Raw genomic sequence first — 17,107 nt, forward strand, 5'->3', positions numbered from 1 at the left:
CCGATGAGCTGCAGGGCCGCGCGCGGCGGAGCCGCTCAGCGGGTCGAGAACGAGTGCACCGTCGTCGACCGGTACGTCTGCCCCGGCCGCAGCACCGTCGAGGGGAACGACGGCTGGTTCGGCGAGTCCGGGAAGTGCTGGGTCTCCAGGGCGAAGGCGTCGCCCTGCCGGTAGACCCGCCCCGATGTGCCCGCGAACGTGCCGGTCAGGAAGTTGCCGGTGTAGAACTGCACACCGGGCTCGGTCGTCGCGATCCGCATCACCCGGCCGGACTCGGGCTCGGTCACCGTCAGGAAGTGCTCCGGACGGCTGGTGATGCCCTTGTCCAGCACGAAGTTGTGGTCGATGCCCTGCCCGTAGAGCACCTGCTGGTGCGCATCCCGGATGTCCCGGCCGATCTCCTTGGCGCGGCGGAAGTCGAACGGGGTCCCGGCCACCCGGGCGAGCTCGCCGGTGGGGATGAGGGTCTTGTCGACCGGGGTGTAGCGGCTGGCGGCGATCTCCAGCCGGTGGTCGTAGACGGAGCCGCTGCCCTCCCCGGCCAGGTTGTAGTACGTGTGGTTGGTGAGGTTCACGACCGTCGCCTTGTCGGTCGTGGCCTCGTAGTCGATGCGGAAGTCGCCCGCCGCCGTGAGCGTGTAGTCCACGCGCACGGTGAGCGTGCCGGGGTAGCCCATCTCGCCGTCGGGGCTCACCCGGCGGAGGGTGAGCCCCACGTCCGCGCCCTTGCGGAACGGCTCCACGGACCAGACGTGCTTGTCGAAGCCCTTGTCGCCGCCGTGCAGGCTGTTCGGCCCGTCGTTGATCGGCAGCTGGTACTTCTTGCCGTCCAGCGTGAAGGTGCCGCGGGCGATGCGGTTGCCGTAGCGGCCGATGAGGGCGCCGAAGTACGGGCTGTCCGCCACATAGGAATCCAGGTCGTCGAAGCCGAGCGACACATTGGCGCGGCGGCCGTGGCGGTCGGGGATCTCCAGGGCCTGCACGATGCCGCCGTAGCTGAGCACGCGCAGCCGGGTGCGGGCGTTCTCGATCGTCCAGCGGTCGACCTCGGTGCCGTCCGCGAGCGTGCCGAAGTGCTCCTTCACCGCGCCTCCCTTGCCCGCGGAGTCCCCTCCGCTGTTCGCGTGGGCGGTGCCGGTCGTGGCGGCCGAGGCCGCCAGTCCGGCCGCCGCCGCCGTGATCACCGTGCGTCTGCTCGTGGTCATATGCGGCTCCATAAGGCTAGATCCTTGGGGGACAGCTGATGGGTTACGACCCGACCTTGCGCTTGTTCCAGACATCGAAGCCGACCGCGGCCAGCAGCACCAGACCCTTGATCACCTGCTGGTAGTCGGTGCCGATGCCGACCAGCGACATACCGTTGTTGAGCACGCCGAGCACCAGACCACCGATGATCGCGCCGAGCACCGTGCCCACGCCGCCGCTGGCCGAGGCGCCGCCGATGAACGCGGCGGCGATGGCCTCGAGCTCGAAGTTGAGGCCCGCGCTGGGGGTGGCGGAGCCCAGCCGGGCGGCGAAGACCAGACCGGCGAGGGCGGCCAGCACACCCATGTTGACGAAGACCAGGAAGGTGACGCGCTTGTCCCGGACACCCGACAGCTTGGCCGCCGGCTGGTTGCCGCCGAGGGCGTACACATGCCGCCCGACCACGGTGTTGCGCATCACGAAACTGAACACGACGAAGAGCACGGCCAGGATCAGCAGCCCGTACGGCGCGCCGTGCCAGCTGGACAGCGTCATGGTGAACGCCATCACCGCGGCCACGATCGCGGCGCACTTGACGAAGAACAGCCCCAGCGGCACCACGTCCAGCTCATAGGCCGCCCGCTGCTGCCGGGCGCGCCACTCCTGCCAGACGGCGGCGGCGCAGACCACGAGGCCGATCACCATCGTGGGGTTGTGGTACTCCGTGTACGGGCCCATCTCCGGGATGAAGCCGGTGCTCATCTTCTCGAAGCCGTCGGGGAACGGCGACAGGGACTGACCGTCCAGCAGGATCTGGGTGCCGCCGCGGAAGGCCAGCATTCCGGCCAGGGTGACGATGAACGACGGAATGCCTATGTAGGCGATCCAGAAGCCCTGCCAGGCCCCGGCCACCGCGCCGAGCAGCAGACAGAGGACGACCGCGAGGCCCCACGGCATATCGTGTTTGATCATCATGACGCCGGCGGCCGCGCCGATGAAGGCGACCAGTGAGCCGACCGACAGATCGATATGCCCCGCGATGATCACGATCATCATGCCGATCGCGAGGATGAGGATATAGCCGTTCTGCTGCACCAGGTTGGTGACGTTCAGCGGCCGCAGCAGGATGTCGTCCGACCAGATCTGGAAGATGACGATGATCAGGGCGAGCGCGACCAGCATTCCGTACTGCCGCATATTGGACCGCAGGCCCTGCAGCAGCAGCGTCCCGACGCTGGGCGAGCCCTCGGCCGGCGGTGGGGCCGGGCTCTCGGTCTTCTGGGTGGCCGTGCTCATCCTTCGTCTCCTCTGTCCCTCGTCATGTGGCGCATCAGAACTTCCTGCGTCGCCTCGGCCCGGGGAACCTCCCCGGTCAGCCGCCCGGCCGCCATCGTGTAGATCCGGTCGCACATCCCCAGCAGCTCGCCCAGCTCGGAGGAGATGAAGATGACGGCCTTGCCCTGGGCCGCCAGATCGTTGATGACCGTGTAGATCTCGTACTTGGCCCCGACGTCGATGCCACGGGTGGGCTCGTCGAGGATGAGCACTTCGGGGCCCGCGAAGATCCACTTGCTGAGGACGACCTTCTGCTGGTTGCCGCCGCTGAGCCGGCCGACCGGCTCGAAGACCGTGGGCGCCTTGATGTTCATGGTGGTGCGGAACCGCTCGGCGACCCGTGACTCCTCGTGCTCGTTGACCACGCCGCGGCGCGCCACCTTGGTCAGCGAGGAGAGCGAGACATTGCGGCTGATGGTGTCATCGAGGTTGAGCCCGTAGTGCTTGCGGTCCTCGGTGACATACGCGATGCCGTGGTCGATCGCCTCCGGCACGGTGCGGGTACGGACCTCCTCGCCGTCCCGGAACACCCGGCCGCCCGCGTACCGCCCGTACGCCCGCCCGAAGACGCTCATGGCGAGTTCGGTGCGGCCGGCGCCCATCAGCCCGGCGATGCCGACGATCTCCCCGCGCCGTACGTTCAGCGACACCCCGTCCACGACCTTGCGCTGCTGGTCGATGGGGTGGTGGACGGTCCAGTCCTCGACGGCCAGGGCCACCTCGGAGGCGTCCTCGCCCTCGTACGGGGTGCGGTCGGGGAAGCGGTGGTCGAGGTCGCGGCCGACCATGCCGCGGATGATGCGGTCCTCGGAGATCTCGGGGTCGGCCTCGGGGGTCTCCCGGACGGTCAGGGTTTCGATGGTCTGGCCGTCGCGCAGGATGGTGACGGAGTCGGCGACCCGGCGGATCTCATTGAGCTTGTGGGAGATCAGGATGCAGGAAATGCCCTGCGCCTTGAATTCCAGCAGCAGATCGAGGAGCTTTCCGCTGTCCTCGTCGTTGAGCGCCGCGGTCGGCTCGTCCAGGATGAGCAGCTTCACTTCCTTGGAGAGCGCCTTGGCGATTTCCACCAGCTGCTGTTTACCCACGCCGATATCGGTGACGCGGGTCTGCGGAGAATCCGTCAGACCGACCCGCTTGAGCAGTGCGGTGGCGTGTCTGAGGGTTTCGTTCCAGCTGATGAGGCCGCGCCGGGAGTGCTCATTGCCGAGGAAGATGTTCTCGGCGATGGACAGATAGGGGATCAGCGCCAGTTCCTGATGGATGATGACGATGCCGCGCTGCTCGCTCGCCCGGATGTCCTTGAAGGCGCTCGCCTCGCCGTCGAAGAGGACCTCGCCGTCGTAGCTGCCGTGCGGATGGACCCCGCTGACCACCTTCATCAGGGTGGACTTTCCCGCGCCGTTCTCCCCGCAGAGGGCGTGGATCTCACCCTGGCGGACGCGGAGATTGACATCGGAGAGCGCCTTGACACCGGGGAACGTCTTGGTGATGGAACGCAATTCGAGAATGGTGCTCATAGCCCGGTACCGCCCTACTTCAGCTGCGACGCGGTGTAGTAACCCTGGTCGACCAGTACCTGTGTGTTGGACTTGTCGACGCTGACCGGGTTGAGCAGGAAGGTCGGCACGACCTTTTCACCGTTGTCGTACGACTTGGTGTCGTTGACCGGGGGCTTTCCGCCGGTCAGCTCCGCCTTCGCCATCGCCACGGTGGCCTTCGCCAGTTTGCGGGTGTCCTTGTAGATGGTCTGCATCTGCTGGCCCCGCAAAATGGACTTCACGGAGGCGAGCTCGGCGTCCTGACCGGTCACCACCGGGTACGGCTTGGACTTGGAGCCGTAGCCGACCCCCTTGAGCGCCGAGAGGATGCCGATGGACATGCCGTCGTACGGCGACAGCACGGCGTCGACATCGCGGCTGCTGTACGCCTTGTTGAGCAGGTCCTCCATGCGGTCCTGGGCGGCGCTGCCGCTCCACTTCTCGGTGTAGAGCTGGTTGAGACTGGTCTGCTTGGAGCGGACGACCAGCTCGCCCTTGTCCATGTACGGCTTGAGCACCTTCATGGCGCCGTTGAAGAAGTACTTGGTGTTGTTGTCGTCCGAGGACCCGGCGAACAGCTCGATGGAGAACGGGCCCTTGCGGCCCTTGGAGAGCCCCAGCTTGTCGGCGATGTACTGGCCCTGGAGCCTGCCGACCTTCTCGTTGTCGAAGGTCGCGTAGTAGTCGACGTTCTTGGTGCCCAGGAGCAGCCGGTCGTAGGAGATCACCGGGATGTTGGCCTCATGGGCCTGCTTCAGGACGTCGGAGAGGGCCCCGCCGTTGATCGGCGCGATCACCAGCAGCCGATGGCCCTTGGTGATCATGTTCTCGATCTGGGACACCTGGGTACGGACGTCGTCCTCGCCGTACTGGAGGTCCGTCTTGTAGCCCGCGGCCTGGAACTGCTTGGCCATGTTCCGGCCGTCGGCGATCCACCGCTCGGAGGACTTCGTCGGCATCGCGATGCCGATCGTGCCTCCCTTTTCCTTGCTCTTGTACCGGCTGCCGCCGACCGCCTCCTGGCCACAGGCCGTGGCGGTCAGCGAGAGCGCGAGGAGGCCGGCGCCTATCGCCGCGGCTCGTGCTCCTCTTACCGTGCGCATGGTGTTGGGGTCCTTCCCTGGGGCGTCGTTGCTTCAGGAACTGGGGAGGTCCGCGTCGGCGGTGAAACGCCGCAGCGGACCCGGCAGCCGGGAGCCGAGCGGGGACATCCCGCCGTCCGCGCCCAGCCGGGTGAGCAGGTCGAGCACGAGCCGCCCGCGGCGCACCCGCTCACGGGCGCTGCCCAGCGCCACGTCGCGCAGCTGGGCGCCGTACGGGTAGATCCCCGGGGATTTGCTGAGCCCGAACTTCAGATAGATGGGGGCGCCGCGCCGGATCAGCTCCGCCGCGTCATAGAGCCGCACATAGCCGCCGAGGTCGTCCGGGGCCTCGACATAGAAGTCCATCGGGGCGCGGGAGACCCGGCGGATCTCGGTGAGGTGCTCCAGCGTCAGGTCCGACGGGATGTTGATGGAGTCGGCCCCGAGCTGCTCGTACACCGCGAACGAGGCCGGGTTGACCGGGCCGACCAGCGCGGACAGCTTGAAGGTGGTGTCCGCGGGCAGCTCGCCGCTCGCCCGCAGCCGGTTCAGCAGCCACAGCACCCCCTCGTCGGCCACCAGCAGGCACTTCACGCCCAGCGAGACCGCGCGCAGCGCGTCCTCCACACAACCGGCCACCGCGTCATGGCCACGGGCGCGCAGCCCCCCGCCGCCGGAGTCGGAGCGGGTGGCGGCGCCGATGTCCCAGGTGCCGCGGGGGCCGGTGAACAGGCACAGCTCGGCGTTCCGCTCGGCGCAGCACTCCACCATCTCGGTGATCTCGGCATCGGTGAGCATCCAGACGCCGCTGCCCTGGCTGATCCGGTGGATCGGCACATCCAGCCGCCCGGCCTCCTTGAACACGGTGGCCAGCGCCTCCGGGCCCTCGACGGAGGGGACCTCGGTGCGCCAGGTGCCGCCGTCGGGGAAGGTGTGCGCGGAGGCGTCGGCGGGGTCGGGGGCGGGCGCGGCGTGGCCGAGCGAGGCGAGGGCCGCGTCGGCGGGGCGGCGGGGGCCGGAAGAGGCGGGTGAGGCGGCGGTCACGGTGCTCCCTGTGGAGTGATGGCCGGTGGTTCGGCGTCCGGCTGGTGCTGCCCTGGACATCGTTGTCCGGGTGGGGCTGGGGTGATGACTAGAGACGGTCGGGAGAACTGGTGTGATGACTGGAGTCGGGTCCGAAAGGCTGGTGGGACGACCGGAGTCGGGGGCGGGAGGCTTGACGCGGCGAGGTTTGACGCGGCGGGGTTTGACGCGGCGGGGTTCGGCACGGCGGGGTTTGGCACGGCGAGGTCTCACACATGCGCTAGTCGAGGCCCTGCGGACGCAGCAGCACCTTGCCGACGGCCGGATCGCCGCTGCCGACCAGCTCGATCGCCGAGGCGAAGTCGGTCAGCGGCAGCTCATGGGTGACCAGCGGCCGCAGGCTCAGCAGCCCCGCGTCGAAGACCCGTACGGCGTGCGCCCAGGCGGCGGGCGGGGCCCCGAAGACGGTCTGCACCTCGATCTGGCGGACCACCAGATCGGTGGGGTCCAGACCCTCCGCGCCCGCCGCCGGGATGCCGGTGAGCACCAGCCGGCCGCCCCGGCGCAGCAGGGAGGCGGAGCTACGGGCGGCGGAGGCCGATCCGGCGGTCTCGATCACCACGTCATAGCCCGAGAGCTGGTCGGACAGCTGGTCCCGGGTGCGGAACTCGGTGCCGCCGAAGGACAGCGACAGCCGCTCCCGGTCCGGGCGGGTGCCCACCACCAGCAGCCGCGCGGGGGAGACGGCGGCGAGGAACTGCACGGCGATCATGCCGAGCGTGCCGGTGCCGACCACCGCGACCCGCTCACCGGGCTGGGCACGGGCCTTGAGCGCGGCGGCGGCGATGCACGCGGCGGGCTCCAGCAGGGCGGCCGCGCCCAGGTCGGCGTCGTCGGACAGCGGGTGCAGCAGCCGGGCGGGCAGGGCCAGGGTGTCGGCCATCGCCCCGGGCTGGGTGAAGCCGGTCTCCTCGTACCCGGCCGTGCACAAGGTGGTGTCCCCGGCGTGGCAGCGGTCGCACACCTGGCAGTTGCGGAACCCCTCGCCGACGACCTTACGGCCGACGAGCGCCTCCGGGACGCCCGCGCCGACCGCCTCGACCGTCCCGGACCACTCATGGCCGGGGGTGACGGGGTAGCGGACGTACCCCTCGGGCCGGTTGCCCTGGTACAGCTCGCGGTCGCTGCCGCAGATCCCGGAGGCGTGCACCCGCACCCGCGCGTCACCGGGGCCGGGCGGGGCCTCTTCGGCGGCCGGGCCGGTCTCGACGAGACGGAACGCGCCGGGGGCGTCGAGGACGAGCGCGGTCACTGCCGTCCGCCCTTCGGGTCCCGCTTCTCCCAGCCCTCGGCCCACAGGTCGAAGTGGGCCTGCTGCTGGGGGAACTCGGCCGCCGCGTCGGTGTCCAGCTCCACGCCGAGACCGGGTTCGTGGGAGAGCTGGAAGTAGCCGTCCACGACCTGCGGGGCGCCCTTGACCACCTTCTTGATCTCCGCGTCGGCGAAGTCGTTGAAGTGCTCCAGGATCTTGAAGTTCGGGGTGCAGCCGGCGACCTGCAGCGACGCGGCGGTCAGCACCGAGCCGCCCACGTTGTGCGGGGCGATCAGCACATAGTGGGTCTCGGCGGTGGCGGCCAGCTTGCGGGTCTCGCCGATGCCGCCGATATGGCCGACGTCGGGCTGGATGATGTCGGCGGCCTGCGACTCGAACAGCTCGCGGAACTCGATCCGGTCGTGGATGCGCTCGCCCGTGGCGATCGGCAGCCGCGTCTTCTCCGCGACCTTCGCGAGCGCCTTGAGGTTCTCCGGCGGCACCGGCTCCTCCAGCCACGACGGGTGGAAGCGCTCCAGCTCTCCCGCGATCCTTACGGCGGTCGCCGGGCTGAACCGCCCGTGCATCTCCACCAGCAGCTCGGTCTCCGGGCCGATCGCGTCCCGTACGGCCTCCACGAGGGAGAGCGAGTGCAGGGTCTCGGCGTGGTCCAGCTCGAAGTGGCCGGTGCCGAAGGGGTCCAGCTTCAGCGCCCGGTAGCCGCGCTCGACCACCGTGGAGGCCGCCTTGTGGAACGCCTCGGGCGTGCGCTCCACGGTGTACCAGCCGTTGGCGTACGCCTTGACCCGGTCCGTCACCTTTCCGCCGAGCAGCTGCCAGACGGGCACCCCGAGCGCCTTGCCCTTGATGTCCCAGCAGGCCATCTCCACACAGGCGATGCCGGACATCACGATCTCGCCCGCCCGGCCGTAGTCGCCGTACTTCATCCGCCGGACCAGGTCCTCCACCGCGAACGGGTCCGACCCGGCGAGGTGATTGGTCTCGGCCTCACGCAGATAGCCCAGCAGCGCATCGGTCCGCCCGAGCATGCGGGTCTCGCCGACGCCGGTGATCCCCTCGTCCGTATGGACCTGCACATAGGTGAGATTGCGCCAGGGGGTGCCGACGACATGCGTACTGATACCGGTGATGCGCACAGCAATCGACCCTTCGCGGTGTTCGATATTTCGTCACTCGTTCGAAATGTTGACGTGACGGTAGTAAGTGCCCGTCAGAGGTGTCAATGGTTGTGCGTCGAATGACGTTCGAACGTGACAACCCATCATGACCGATCAAGAACCATCATGACCGATCATCTCACCGGACAACATACCTATCGGGATGTTCGTTGCGACGCCCGCACTACCCGCCGCCACGCTGCGCCTTCACCAGGACCTCGCCCGCCGTCGTCCGGTCGTACAGAACCGAACGCCCCGCCCGGCGCCTGCGGACCAGCTGGGCCTCGCGCAGGACGCGCAGATGGCGGCCGATCGAGCCCAGGGTCTGGCCGGTGAGGGCCACCAGATGGGTGGTGCTCTTCGGGGTGTCGAGGAGGAGCAGGACGCTCGCGCGGGCCGGGCCGAGGAGCCGGGCGAGGGGGCCGGCGGCCGGTCGCGGCTCGGACCCGGCGAGGACACCGGCGCACGGGTAGACCACGGCGTAGCGGTGCGGCGCGTCCCAGGAGACCCATCCGGTGACGGGCGTGACGGGGACGAAGAGCAACTGGGCGCCGTGGACCGCGCGGGGCGGGTTGTCATGGGCGTTGATCTGCAGCCGGCTGCCGCCCAGCCAGCGCATCCCCGGCCGCATACCGTCCAGGACGGCCGCCCAGCCGCCCTGGCTCACCTGCCCGGTCCGCGCCACCACATCGGCCTCGATGATCCGGCGGCGGCGCGGCCAAGTGGGCCGTACGGCTTCCGTCCACACCCACTCCAGCAGCTCCGCGAGGAGCCCCGGCAGATCGTCGCGGCGCAGCGCGTCCGGGAGTGGGGCGCGGCCCAGGGAGACCGTAAGGTCGGAGCGGGCGGCGGCGGGGGCCGTCGTACGGATCCGGGCCAGCTCCTCCTCGAAGGACGGCTCACCCTCGCCGGGCGGCGCCTGGGTGAGGAAGTCCGCGAGCCAGGTCCGGCCCAGCGCGGCCCGTACGAGCAGCGCGGTCACCGGGTCGTCGGCCAACCGCGCCCGGTAGGCGGGCAGATGGGCGTCGAGCCAGGCCCGCTCGCCCGGGTGCGCGGCGCTCGCCCGCTCCAGGGTGATCAGGGCGGCGGTGGTCTCGGCCAGGGCGGAGCGGACGAACCGGCCGCGCGCGAGCGAGTCCGCGTCCACCAGCCACAGCCCCATCCGGCCACCCCCGCCGCCACTCGTGGTCGCGTGTCGTTCCGTGTCGTCCCGTGTCGTCCCGCGTCGTCCCGCGTCGTCCCGTGTCGTCCCGTTGTCATTCCGCGTCGTTTCGCGTCGTTTCGCGTCCGCGCGAAACATTAACGCCGCCGCGCCGCGACTCCCGAGCCTGAAGGCCATGCGCACTTATCGAGAAGTGCTCCGGGTCCCGGAGTTCACCCCGCTGTTCCTGGTCTCCGCCACCCAGGTGGCCGCCTCGACGGCGAGCGGCCTCGCCCTCGGCACCCTGGTCTACGCGGCGACCGGCTCACCGCTGCTCTCCGCGCTCAGCATGTTCGGCCCCTCGCTCGCCCAGGTGGCGGGCGCGCTGGCGCTGCTGTCGGCGGCCGACCGGCTGCCGCCGCGCGCCGCGCTGTCCGGGCTGTCGGCGCTCTTCGCCCTGGGGACCGCCGCGTTGGCCCTCCCCGGGCTGCCCGTGGCGGCCGTCCTCGCCATCGTGTTCGGGCTGGGCGCGGCGGCCTCCCTCGGCGGGGCCGTCCGCTACGGGCTGCTCACCGAGATCCTGCCCAAGGACGGCTACCTGCTGGGCCGTTCGGTGCTCAACATGTCGGGCGGCACCATGCAGATCGGCGGATACGCGGCCGGTGGCCTCCTGGTGACCGCCCTCTCGGCGCGCGGCACCCTGCTCATCGCCGCCGGGCTGTATGTGCTGGCCGGGGCCACCGCCCGGTTCGGTCTGAGCGGGCGTCCGGCGCGGGCCGGCGGACGGCCCTCGGTCGCCGAGACCTGGCGCGTGAACGCCCGGCTGTGGTCCTCCGCGCCCCGCCGCCGTGTCTATTACGCGCTCTGGGTGCCCAACGGGCTGATCGTCGGCTGTGAGTCCCTCTTCGTGCCCTACGCGCCCCGGCACGCCGGGCTGCTCTTCGCCGTCGGCTCCCTCGGCATGCTGATGGGGGACCTCCTCACCGGACGGCTGCTGCCGCCGCACCGGCGGGAGCGGCTCGCGGCGCCCCTGCGGCTGCTGCTCGCCGCGCCGTATCTGGTCTTCGCGCTGCGTCCGCCGCTGCCGCTCGCGCTGGCCGCCGTCGCCCTCGCCTCGATCGGCTTCTCGGCCACGCTGGCGCTCCAGCAGCGGCTGATGGCCCTGACGCCGGACGAGATGAGCGGCCAGGCCCTGGGGCTGCACTCCTCCGGAATGCTCGCCATGCAGGGCGTGTCCGCCGCCCTCGCGGGCGCGCTGGCCCAGCCCACCTCACCGGCCGTGGCGATGGCCGTGCTGGCGGCGGTCTCCGTGGCCGTCACCCTGGCCCTGGCCCCGGGGCTGCGGGGCGGCCCCGGGTCACGTCGGCCTCGAGTGGCCCCGTCGGAGGGGACGGCCGAGGGGGCGGCCGAGGGGGCGGCCCGGGAGGGGTGAGCACCGTAAGGACGCGGCGAGCACCGTAAGGACGCGGGCGGGACCGTAAGGGCGCGGGCGAGCACCGTAAGGGCGTCACCGGGGGTGTCCGGTCGCGAGGCCGCGAGGCCGTGGGGTCAACCGGGCGCCCGGCGGCCACCCGTTGGGCGGTGCCGGACACGCCGCACGGGGGTGACGTTCCCCCGGACGGGTTCGGCCGCCCGGTAGCTGTACGGGCAACTGAACTCCCGCCCCTGGAGGTATGTACGTCCATGCGCAACCGCCGTCGCGCCCTCGGCGCCCTTACCGTTCTTCTCATGGCGGCGCCGGCCGCCCACGCCGCACCCGCCGCGACCGCCGGGCACGACTGGCCCGACCGGCCGCGTCTGCCCCTGCCCTGGACCGACGATCTGACCATCGACCGCACCGGGGACGTCACCCCGGACGGGTCCGTCACGCTGTACGGCAGCTACCGATGCGTCCGGGAGGGGATGGAGTACACACGGGCGAGCGTGCTCGTCACCCTCACCCAGGGCCGGGAGCGCCACGGCCTCGGCGGCTATGACGCGATCTGTGACGGACAGCGGCACCGCTGGCTGATCGACGCGGTGGACGTGGGGCGGTACGAACGGGGACCGGCGGACGCCGAGGTGACGCTGTTGAAGTTCGACGCCGCTGGCTCCTTCGTACCGGTGCCGAGGAGCGCGGCCGGGGTCGATCGGGAGGTCAGGCTGGTGGGCGGCGACCACTGAGCCACCGTCACGAGACGGCCCGCCCGCACGGCCGTCACCCCTCGGCCGCTTCGTCTCCCTGCCCCAGCAGGGAGACGAAGGCACGGAAGAGGGCGGGCATGCTGAGATCGACACCCGGGGTGACGCCGAGGACCGCCCGGTCCGGCGTCTCGCGGGCTTTGCCTCGCTCACTGCCGCCCCGGGGGAGACGGCGGAGGCGACCATCCCCCTGCCCCGCCGGGCGGCGGAGATCTGGGACGCGGCAAAGGGCGCCTGGCGCCTGATCCCGGGCACCTACGCGGCGGAGGTGGGCCGCAGCGTCGCCGACCGCTGTCTGTCGTTCCCGGTGCCGGTGCGGACGACCGCCTGAGCTACGCCGTCCGGCGCGCGGCGAGGCTGCTCGCGTCCGCCAGTCGGAGGGTGGCCGACGAATCGCGACGCCTGCGGCGGGCTGTTCCCCGCCCCTTCCCGGCACCTGACGATATGCGGCTCCGCCGCGTGCGGGGCTCTGCCCCAGACCCCGGGGTCCAGGGGCGAAGCCCCTGGTAACGGGAAGGGGCGGGGAGGGGAAAGATCCGCCGGACACCCCGTAGGGGCAGAGCCCCTGGCGTGCGGCGGAGCCGCATAAAGGGAGGTGGCCCCGCGTTCCGCGGCCGGCTCCCGGCTCTTGGCCGGGAGCCGGGCGCGGCCCGGGGTCAGGGCGCCGAAGCGGTGATGCGGCGGTAGGCCATGTCGGCCAGTTGTGCCTGGCCCGCCTTGCTGGGGTGGAACCAGTCCCACTTGCTCAGCTCATCCGTGGTGAAGCGGTATTCGTGCACCGCCGGGTCGTACCGGCACAGCACATCCCGCCCGCACACGTCCTTCAGCACCTTGTTGTACTCGGTCACCCGGTCCGACACCCGCTGTCGGCGGTCGTTGGAGGCCGCGTCCAGGTCCTCGGAGTCCTTCAGCATCGACGGGCAGATGCCCAGCTTCCAGATCTGCCGGCCGAAGACGTTCTTCCGCCCCTCCGACCACAGCCGCTTCAGATCCGGCACGCTGGCCACGTACACCTGCGTCTTCGGCAGATCGCGGCGCAGCCGGGTGAGCGCCGAGGCGAAGGTGGTGCGGAACTGCTCGGGGGAGGTCATGTCGTCCACCGAGTCCCGGCACGCGTCATTGGCGCCGATCATCACGGTGATCAGCTTCGGCTTGCGGGCGGCGGCCGCCTCGATCTGGCCGGGGAGGTCGGCCACGACCGCGCCGGTCTTGGCGAAGTTCCAGGCGTGGGTCCCCGCGTCGGCGGTGGCGGAGGGCAGCAGCCGCTGGGCGAGGCTCTGCACATCGGTGCCGGTGGACCACGACACCTCGGGGCAGTCGGAGAGCACCGAACAGGCGTCGAAGCCGCGGGTGATGGAGTCGCCCACGGAGGCGATCGAGGTCGGCCGGGTGTTCCAGACGATGGACCGCTTGGCGCCTGGCGTCTTCCCCGCACGGGTCGGCCCGTGCCGGGAGGGGTCGTCCGAGCTGCCGAAACAGCCCGCCGAGCTCAGCACGGCGGCGGTGGTGAACAGCACCACGCCGGTGCGTCCAGCGGTGCGCAGGGACGGGCGCAGGGACGGGCGCGGGGACGGGCGCACGGTCGTACGCGTGGTCGAGGAAGCGGCCGCCGATCGCTTCCGGCGTGTCGCGCTGACCCGCATGGCTGTTCCCCCTCCGGCTGTTGGGTGATATCTATCCGGACCGACGGTACGTCACTCCTCCGGCTGGCTCGCACGGTACGTTTTTCTTGCGCCAGATGAGCGTCGTCCCGGCGACATAACGCGCTATGCGGTACCAGCACATTACGCCCCGTCACATCCTGTCCACTTTCTAGAGAATTCTGCACGATAAATTTCACTGAAGGTGACGTCGAGACTGGTGTGGGAGTGATCACTAGGGCAGAATGTGATCCGATGTCCCGGGCGGGACCGGTACGGGCGCGAGGCCGCTGGGGAAGGCGCACCTCGAACCGCACAGGAGGCACCGGTGACGACCCGTGGAGTTCTGTATGTGCACTCCGCTCCGCGCGCGCTGTGCCCGCATGTCGAATGGGCCATCGCGGGCGTCCTCGGCGTGCGTGTCACTCTCGACTGGATCAAGCAGCCGGCGGCGAACGGCACCTGGCGTGCCGAGTTCTCCTGGCAGGGCGAGGTCGGCACGGCCTCCAAACTGGCCTCCGCGCTCCGCGGCTGGCATCTGCTGCGCTTCGAGGTGACCGCCGAGCCCTGCGCCACCGCCGAGGGCGAGCGCTACAGCTCCACCCCCGAGCTCGGCATCTTCCACGCCGTCACCGGAATGCACGGCGACATCCTGATCCCCGAGGACCGGCTGCGCGCCGCCCTCGCCCGCTCCGTCCGCGGCGAGAGCGACCTCGAGGCGGAGATCGCCAAACTGCTCGGCAAGCCCTGGGACGACGAGCTGGAGCCGTTCCGCTACGCGGGTGAGGGTGCCCCGGTCCGCTGGCTGCACCAGGTCGTCTGAGGGTCTGACGCGCCGCCATCCCTTTGGCTTGGAGCCCGCTTCAGGTTTTAGCGTGGCGGAATGACCGAACAACACCCGGCAACGTCCGTCGCGGTCCTCGGCACCGGCATCATGGGCTCCGGAATGGCCCGTAACCTCGCCCGCTCCGGGCTCGAGGTCCGTGCGTGGAACCGCACCCGATCCAAGGCCGAGCCGCTCGGCGAGGACGGCGTACGCGTCACCGACACCCCGGCCGAGGCCGTGGACGGCGCCGATGCCGTCCTGACCATCCTCTACGACGGCGCCGCCGCCCTCGAGACGATGCGGCAGGCCGCCCCCGCGCTGCGCCCCGGAACCGCGTGGGCCCAGGCCACTACGGCGGGTCTGGACGCGCTGGAGTCGCTCGCCGCGTTCGCCCGGGAGCAGGACCTCGTCCTCATCGACTCGCCCGTGCTCGGCACCAAGCAGCCCGCGGAGAGCGGACAGCTGCTGGTGCTGGCCGCCGGGCCGCACCCCGTCCGCCCGGTCGTCTGGCCGGTTTTCGACGCCATCGGCAGCCGTACGGTGTGGGTCGGGGACACCGCGGAGAGCGCCGCCGCCACCCGGCTCAAGCTGGTGCTCAACAGCTGGGTCCTCAACATCACCCACGCCACGGCCGAGGCGGCCGCCCTCGCCAAGGGGCTGGGCGTGGACTGGCAGGGCTTCCTCGACGCGGTCGAGGGCGGCCCGCTGGACAACGGCTATATGCGGGTCAAGTCGGCCCAGGTGCTCCGGGGCGACCTCGAGCCCAGCTTCGCCACCAAGACCGCGGAGAAGGACGCCCGGCTGATCGTGCAGGCCGGGGAGCGCGCCGGAGTACGGCTGGATCTGGCGGCCGCGGGCGCGGAGCGGTTCCGCCGCGCGATCGCGGCGGGCCATGGCGACGAGGACATGGTGGCCTCGTACTTCGCCAGCTTCGACGGCGAAGCCCCCTGACGCGGAAGCGGCCCGCCCCCGGCCGGAGCCGGAGGCGGGCCGCACCCGCGTATTCAGAGCGTCAGACCACCGATGGCGTCAGACCACCGATGTGGTCAGATCGTGCGGAAGGCCAGCACCACATTGTGGCCGCCGAAGCCGAACGAGTCGTTCAGCGCCACGATCGGGCCCTCGGCCCGGAGCGCCCGCGGCTCGCCGGTCACGACGTCCGCGTCCGCCTCCGGGTCCAGCGAGCCGATGTTGATCGTCGGCGGGGCCAGCCGGTGGTACAGCGCCAGCACGCTGGCCACCGTCTCCACACCGCCCGCGCCGCCGAGCAGATGGCCCGTCATGGACTTGGTGGCGGAGACCGCCATGTGGTCCACGTCGTCGCCGAACACCTTGCGCAGCGCCTTGATCTCCGCCAGGTCGCCCTGCGGCGTCGAGGTCGCGTGCGCGTTGACGTGCGCGACCTCGGCGCCGCTGATGCCGGTGTTCTCCACCAGGTTCTGCAGCGCGTTCCCGATGCCGTTGCCGGACGGCTCCGGCTGGGTGATGTGGTGGGCGTCGGCCGAGATGCCCTGGCCGATGGCCTGCGCGTACACCCGGGCGCCGCGTGCCGCGGCGTGCTCCGCCGACTCCAGGACGATGGCGCCCGAGCCCTCGCCCATCACGAAGCCGTTGCGGTCGACGTCGAACGGGCGCGAGGCGCCCTGCGGGTCGTCGTTGCTCTTGGACATCGCCATCATGTTGCCGAAGGCGACCATGGGCAGCGGGTGGATGGACGCCTCGGTGCCGCCCGCGACGACCACATCGGCGCGGCCGGTGCGGATCATCTCGATGGCGTAGCCGATGGCCTCGGCGCCGGAGGCACACGCGCTCACCGGGGTGTGCGCGCCCGCGCGGGCGTTGAGGTCGATGCTGACGTTCGCCGCCGGGCTGTTGGGCATCAGCATCGGCACGGTGTGCGGGGAGACCTTGCGGACGCCCTTCTCGCGCAGCACGTCGTACTGGTCGAGCAGGGTGGTGACCCCGCCGATACCGGAGGCCACGACCGCGCCGAGCCGGTCGGGGTCGATCGAGGAGTCCTCGCCCGCCTTGGCGGTGAAGCCCGCGTCCGCCCATGCCTCACGAGCCGCGACCAGCGCGAACTGCGCGGAACGGTCGAGCTTGCGGGCCTGCGGACGCGGAATGATCGTGCCCGGCTCCACCGCGATCTTCGCGGCGATACGGACCGGCAACTCGGCCGCCCATTCCTCCTCCAGGAGGCGGACGCCGGACCGGCCGGCCAGCATGGCCTCCCAGGTCGACGGGGCGTCGCCACCCAGCGGCGTCGTGGCACCAACACCGGTGACGACCACGGTGCGATTGGTCGAGTTCACAGGAATTCCTACTCCACGTGTAGAAGGTGCTGGACCTGCCACCGCACGGGCGGCGACGACCGGTCTTGATACGGGCTCAGCCCTGGTGCTTGAGGATGTAGTCGACGGCGTCGCCGACGGTCTTGAGGTTCTTGACGTCGTCGTCCGGGATCTTCACGTCGAAGCGCTCCTCGGCGGCGACGACCACCTCGACCATGGACAGCGAGTCGACGTCCAGGTCGTCGGTGAAGGACTTGTCCAGCAGGACGTCCTCGGTCGGGATACCGGCGATCTCGTTGACGATCTCGGCGAGACCTTCGAGGATCTCTTCCTGAGTGGCGGCCATTGCGGCGCTCCTTCTTCGGTGTGTTG

16 protein-coding genes are annotated in these 17,107 nt (G+C 70.7%); 5 read left to right on the forward strand and 11 right to left on the reverse strand.

What is annotated here, in order from left to right:
• Positions 1–35: 35 nt before the first annotated feature.
• The 8 genes from JK364_RS35720 to JK364_RS35755 all read right to left on the reverse strand — a co-directional run bounded on the left by JK364_RS35720 (position 36) and on the right by JK364_RS35755 (position 9,818).
• Positions 36–1,205, reverse strand: a complete 1,170-nt coding sequence (locus JK364_RS35720) for an aldose epimerase family protein (RefSeq protein WP_201855527.1) — start codon at positions 1,203–1,205, stop codon at positions 36–38.
• Positions 1,206–1,248: 43 nt separating this feature from the next.
• Positions 1,249–2,481 carry a multiple monosaccharide ABC transporter permease gene (mmsB, locus tag JK364_RS35725; RefSeq protein WP_201855528.1) on the reverse strand — a complete coding sequence of 411 codons (1,233 nt, stop codon included), beginning with the start codon at positions 2,479–2,481 and terminating at the stop codon, positions 1,249–1,251.
• Complete coding sequence (gene mmsA, locus JK364_RS35730; RefSeq protein WP_201855529.1) at positions 2,478–4,040, reverse strand: multiple monosaccharide ABC transporter ATP-binding protein; 1,563 nt, start codon at positions 4,038–4,040, stop codon at positions 2,478–2,480. The genes mmsB and mmsA overlap by 4 nt, the downstream gene beginning before the upstream one ends.
• A gap of 14 nt (positions 4,041–4,054) precedes the next feature.
• Positions 4,055–5,164, reverse strand: coding sequence for a multiple monosaccharide ABC transporter substrate-binding protein (chvE, locus tag JK364_RS35735; protein WP_201855530.1), 1,110 nt, complete (start codon positions 5,162–5,164; stop codon positions 4,055–4,057).
• Between the two features lie 33 nt (positions 5,165–5,197).
• The gene (locus tag JK364_RS35740; RefSeq protein WP_201855531.1) at positions 5,198–6,187 is read right to left on the reverse strand and encodes a hypothetical protein; all 990 of its coding nucleotides are present in this window, start codon (positions 6,185–6,187) and stop codon (positions 5,198–5,200) included.
• 259 nt (positions 6,188–6,446) lie between these two features.
• Positions 6,447–7,478: a zinc-dependent alcohol dehydrogenase gene (locus JK364_RS35745; RefSeq protein WP_201855532.1), complete on the reverse strand. Its 1,032-nt coding sequence runs from the start codon at positions 7,476–7,478 to the stop codon at positions 6,447–6,449.
• The gene (locus JK364_RS35750) at positions 7,475–8,635 is read right to left on the reverse strand and encodes a mandelate racemase/muconate lactonizing enzyme family protein (protein ID WP_201855533.1); all 1,161 of its coding nucleotides are present in this window, start codon (positions 8,633–8,635) and stop codon (positions 7,475–7,477) included. Before JK364_RS35750 ends, JK364_RS35745 begins: the two co-directional genes overlap by 4 nt.
• A gap of 205 nt (positions 8,636–8,840) precedes the next feature.
• Positions 8,841–9,818: an ArsR/SmtB family transcription factor gene (locus JK364_RS35755; RefSeq protein WP_201855534.1), complete on the reverse strand. Its 978-nt coding sequence runs from the start codon at positions 9,816–9,818 to the stop codon at positions 8,841–8,843.
• A gap of 175 nt (positions 9,819–9,993) precedes the next feature.
• Here JK364_RS35755 and JK364_RS35760 point away from each other — a divergent pair, with 175 nt between their 5' ends.
• From JK364_RS35760 to JK364_RS35770, 3 genes are all read left to right on the forward strand, one after another.
• The gene (locus tag JK364_RS35760) at positions 9,994–11,229 is read left to right on the forward strand and encodes an MFS transporter (protein ID WP_201855535.1); all 1,236 of its coding nucleotides are present in this window, start codon (positions 9,994–9,996) and stop codon (positions 11,227–11,229) included.
• A gap of 251 nt (positions 11,230–11,480) precedes the next feature.
• The gene (locus JK364_RS35765) at positions 11,481–11,960 is read left to right on the forward strand and encodes a DUF6299 family protein (RefSeq protein WP_201855536.1); all 480 of its coding nucleotides are present in this window, start codon (positions 11,481–11,483) and stop codon (positions 11,958–11,960) included.
• 106 nt (positions 11,961–12,066) lie between these two features.
• On the forward strand, positions 12,067–12,309 hold the full coding sequence (locus tag JK364_RS35770) for a fibronectin type III-like domain-contianing protein (RefSeq protein WP_372462052.1): 243 nt from the start codon (positions 12,067–12,069) through the stop codon (positions 12,307–12,309).
• A gap of 325 nt (positions 12,310–12,634) precedes the next feature.
• Here JK364_RS35770 and JK364_RS35775 read toward each other — a convergent pair whose 3' ends face one another.
• Complete coding sequence (locus tag JK364_RS35775; RefSeq protein WP_201855537.1) at positions 12,635–13,621, reverse strand: SGNH/GDSL hydrolase family protein; 987 nt, start codon at positions 13,619–13,621, stop codon at positions 12,635–12,637.
• A gap of 325 nt (positions 13,622–13,946) precedes the next feature.
• Between JK364_RS35775 and JK364_RS35780 the strand changes: the two genes are divergently transcribed.
• Complete coding sequence (locus JK364_RS35780) at positions 13,947–14,441, forward strand: DUF3145 domain-containing protein (RefSeq protein ID WP_069866205.1); 495 nt, start codon at positions 13,947–13,949, stop codon at positions 14,439–14,441.
• Positions 14,442–14,501: 60 nt separating this feature from the next.
• Positions 14,502–15,395 (forward strand): NAD(P)-dependent oxidoreductase, encoded by an 894-nt coding sequence (locus JK364_RS35785; protein ID WP_201855538.1) that lies wholly within the window; start codon positions 14,502–14,504, stop codon positions 15,393–15,395.
• 95 nt (positions 15,396–15,490) lie between these two features.
• Here the strand turns inward: JK364_RS35785 and JK364_RS35790 are convergent, their stop codons facing one another.
• Both JK364_RS35790 and JK364_RS35795 read right to left on the reverse strand, forming a co-directional pair.
• Positions 15,491–16,756 carry a beta-ketoacyl-[acyl-carrier-protein] synthase family protein gene (locus JK364_RS35790; protein ID WP_201855539.1) on the reverse strand — a complete coding sequence of 422 codons (1,266 nt, stop codon included), beginning with the start codon at positions 16,754–16,756 and terminating at the stop codon, positions 15,491–15,493.
• Positions 16,757–16,832: 76 nt separating this feature from the next.
• The gene (locus tag JK364_RS35795; protein ID WP_020871568.1) at positions 16,833–17,081 is read right to left on the reverse strand and encodes an acyl carrier protein; all 249 of its coding nucleotides are present in this window, start codon (positions 17,079–17,081) and stop codon (positions 16,833–16,835) included.
• Positions 17,082–17,107 lie beyond the last annotated feature (26 nt).

The sequence above is a fragment of the Streptomyces endocoffeicus genome (assembly GCF_016741935.1).
In the GTDB taxonomy this organism is placed as follows: domain Bacteria; phylum Actinomycetota; class Actinomycetes; order Streptomycetales; family Streptomycetaceae; genus Streptomyces; species Streptomyces endocoffeicus.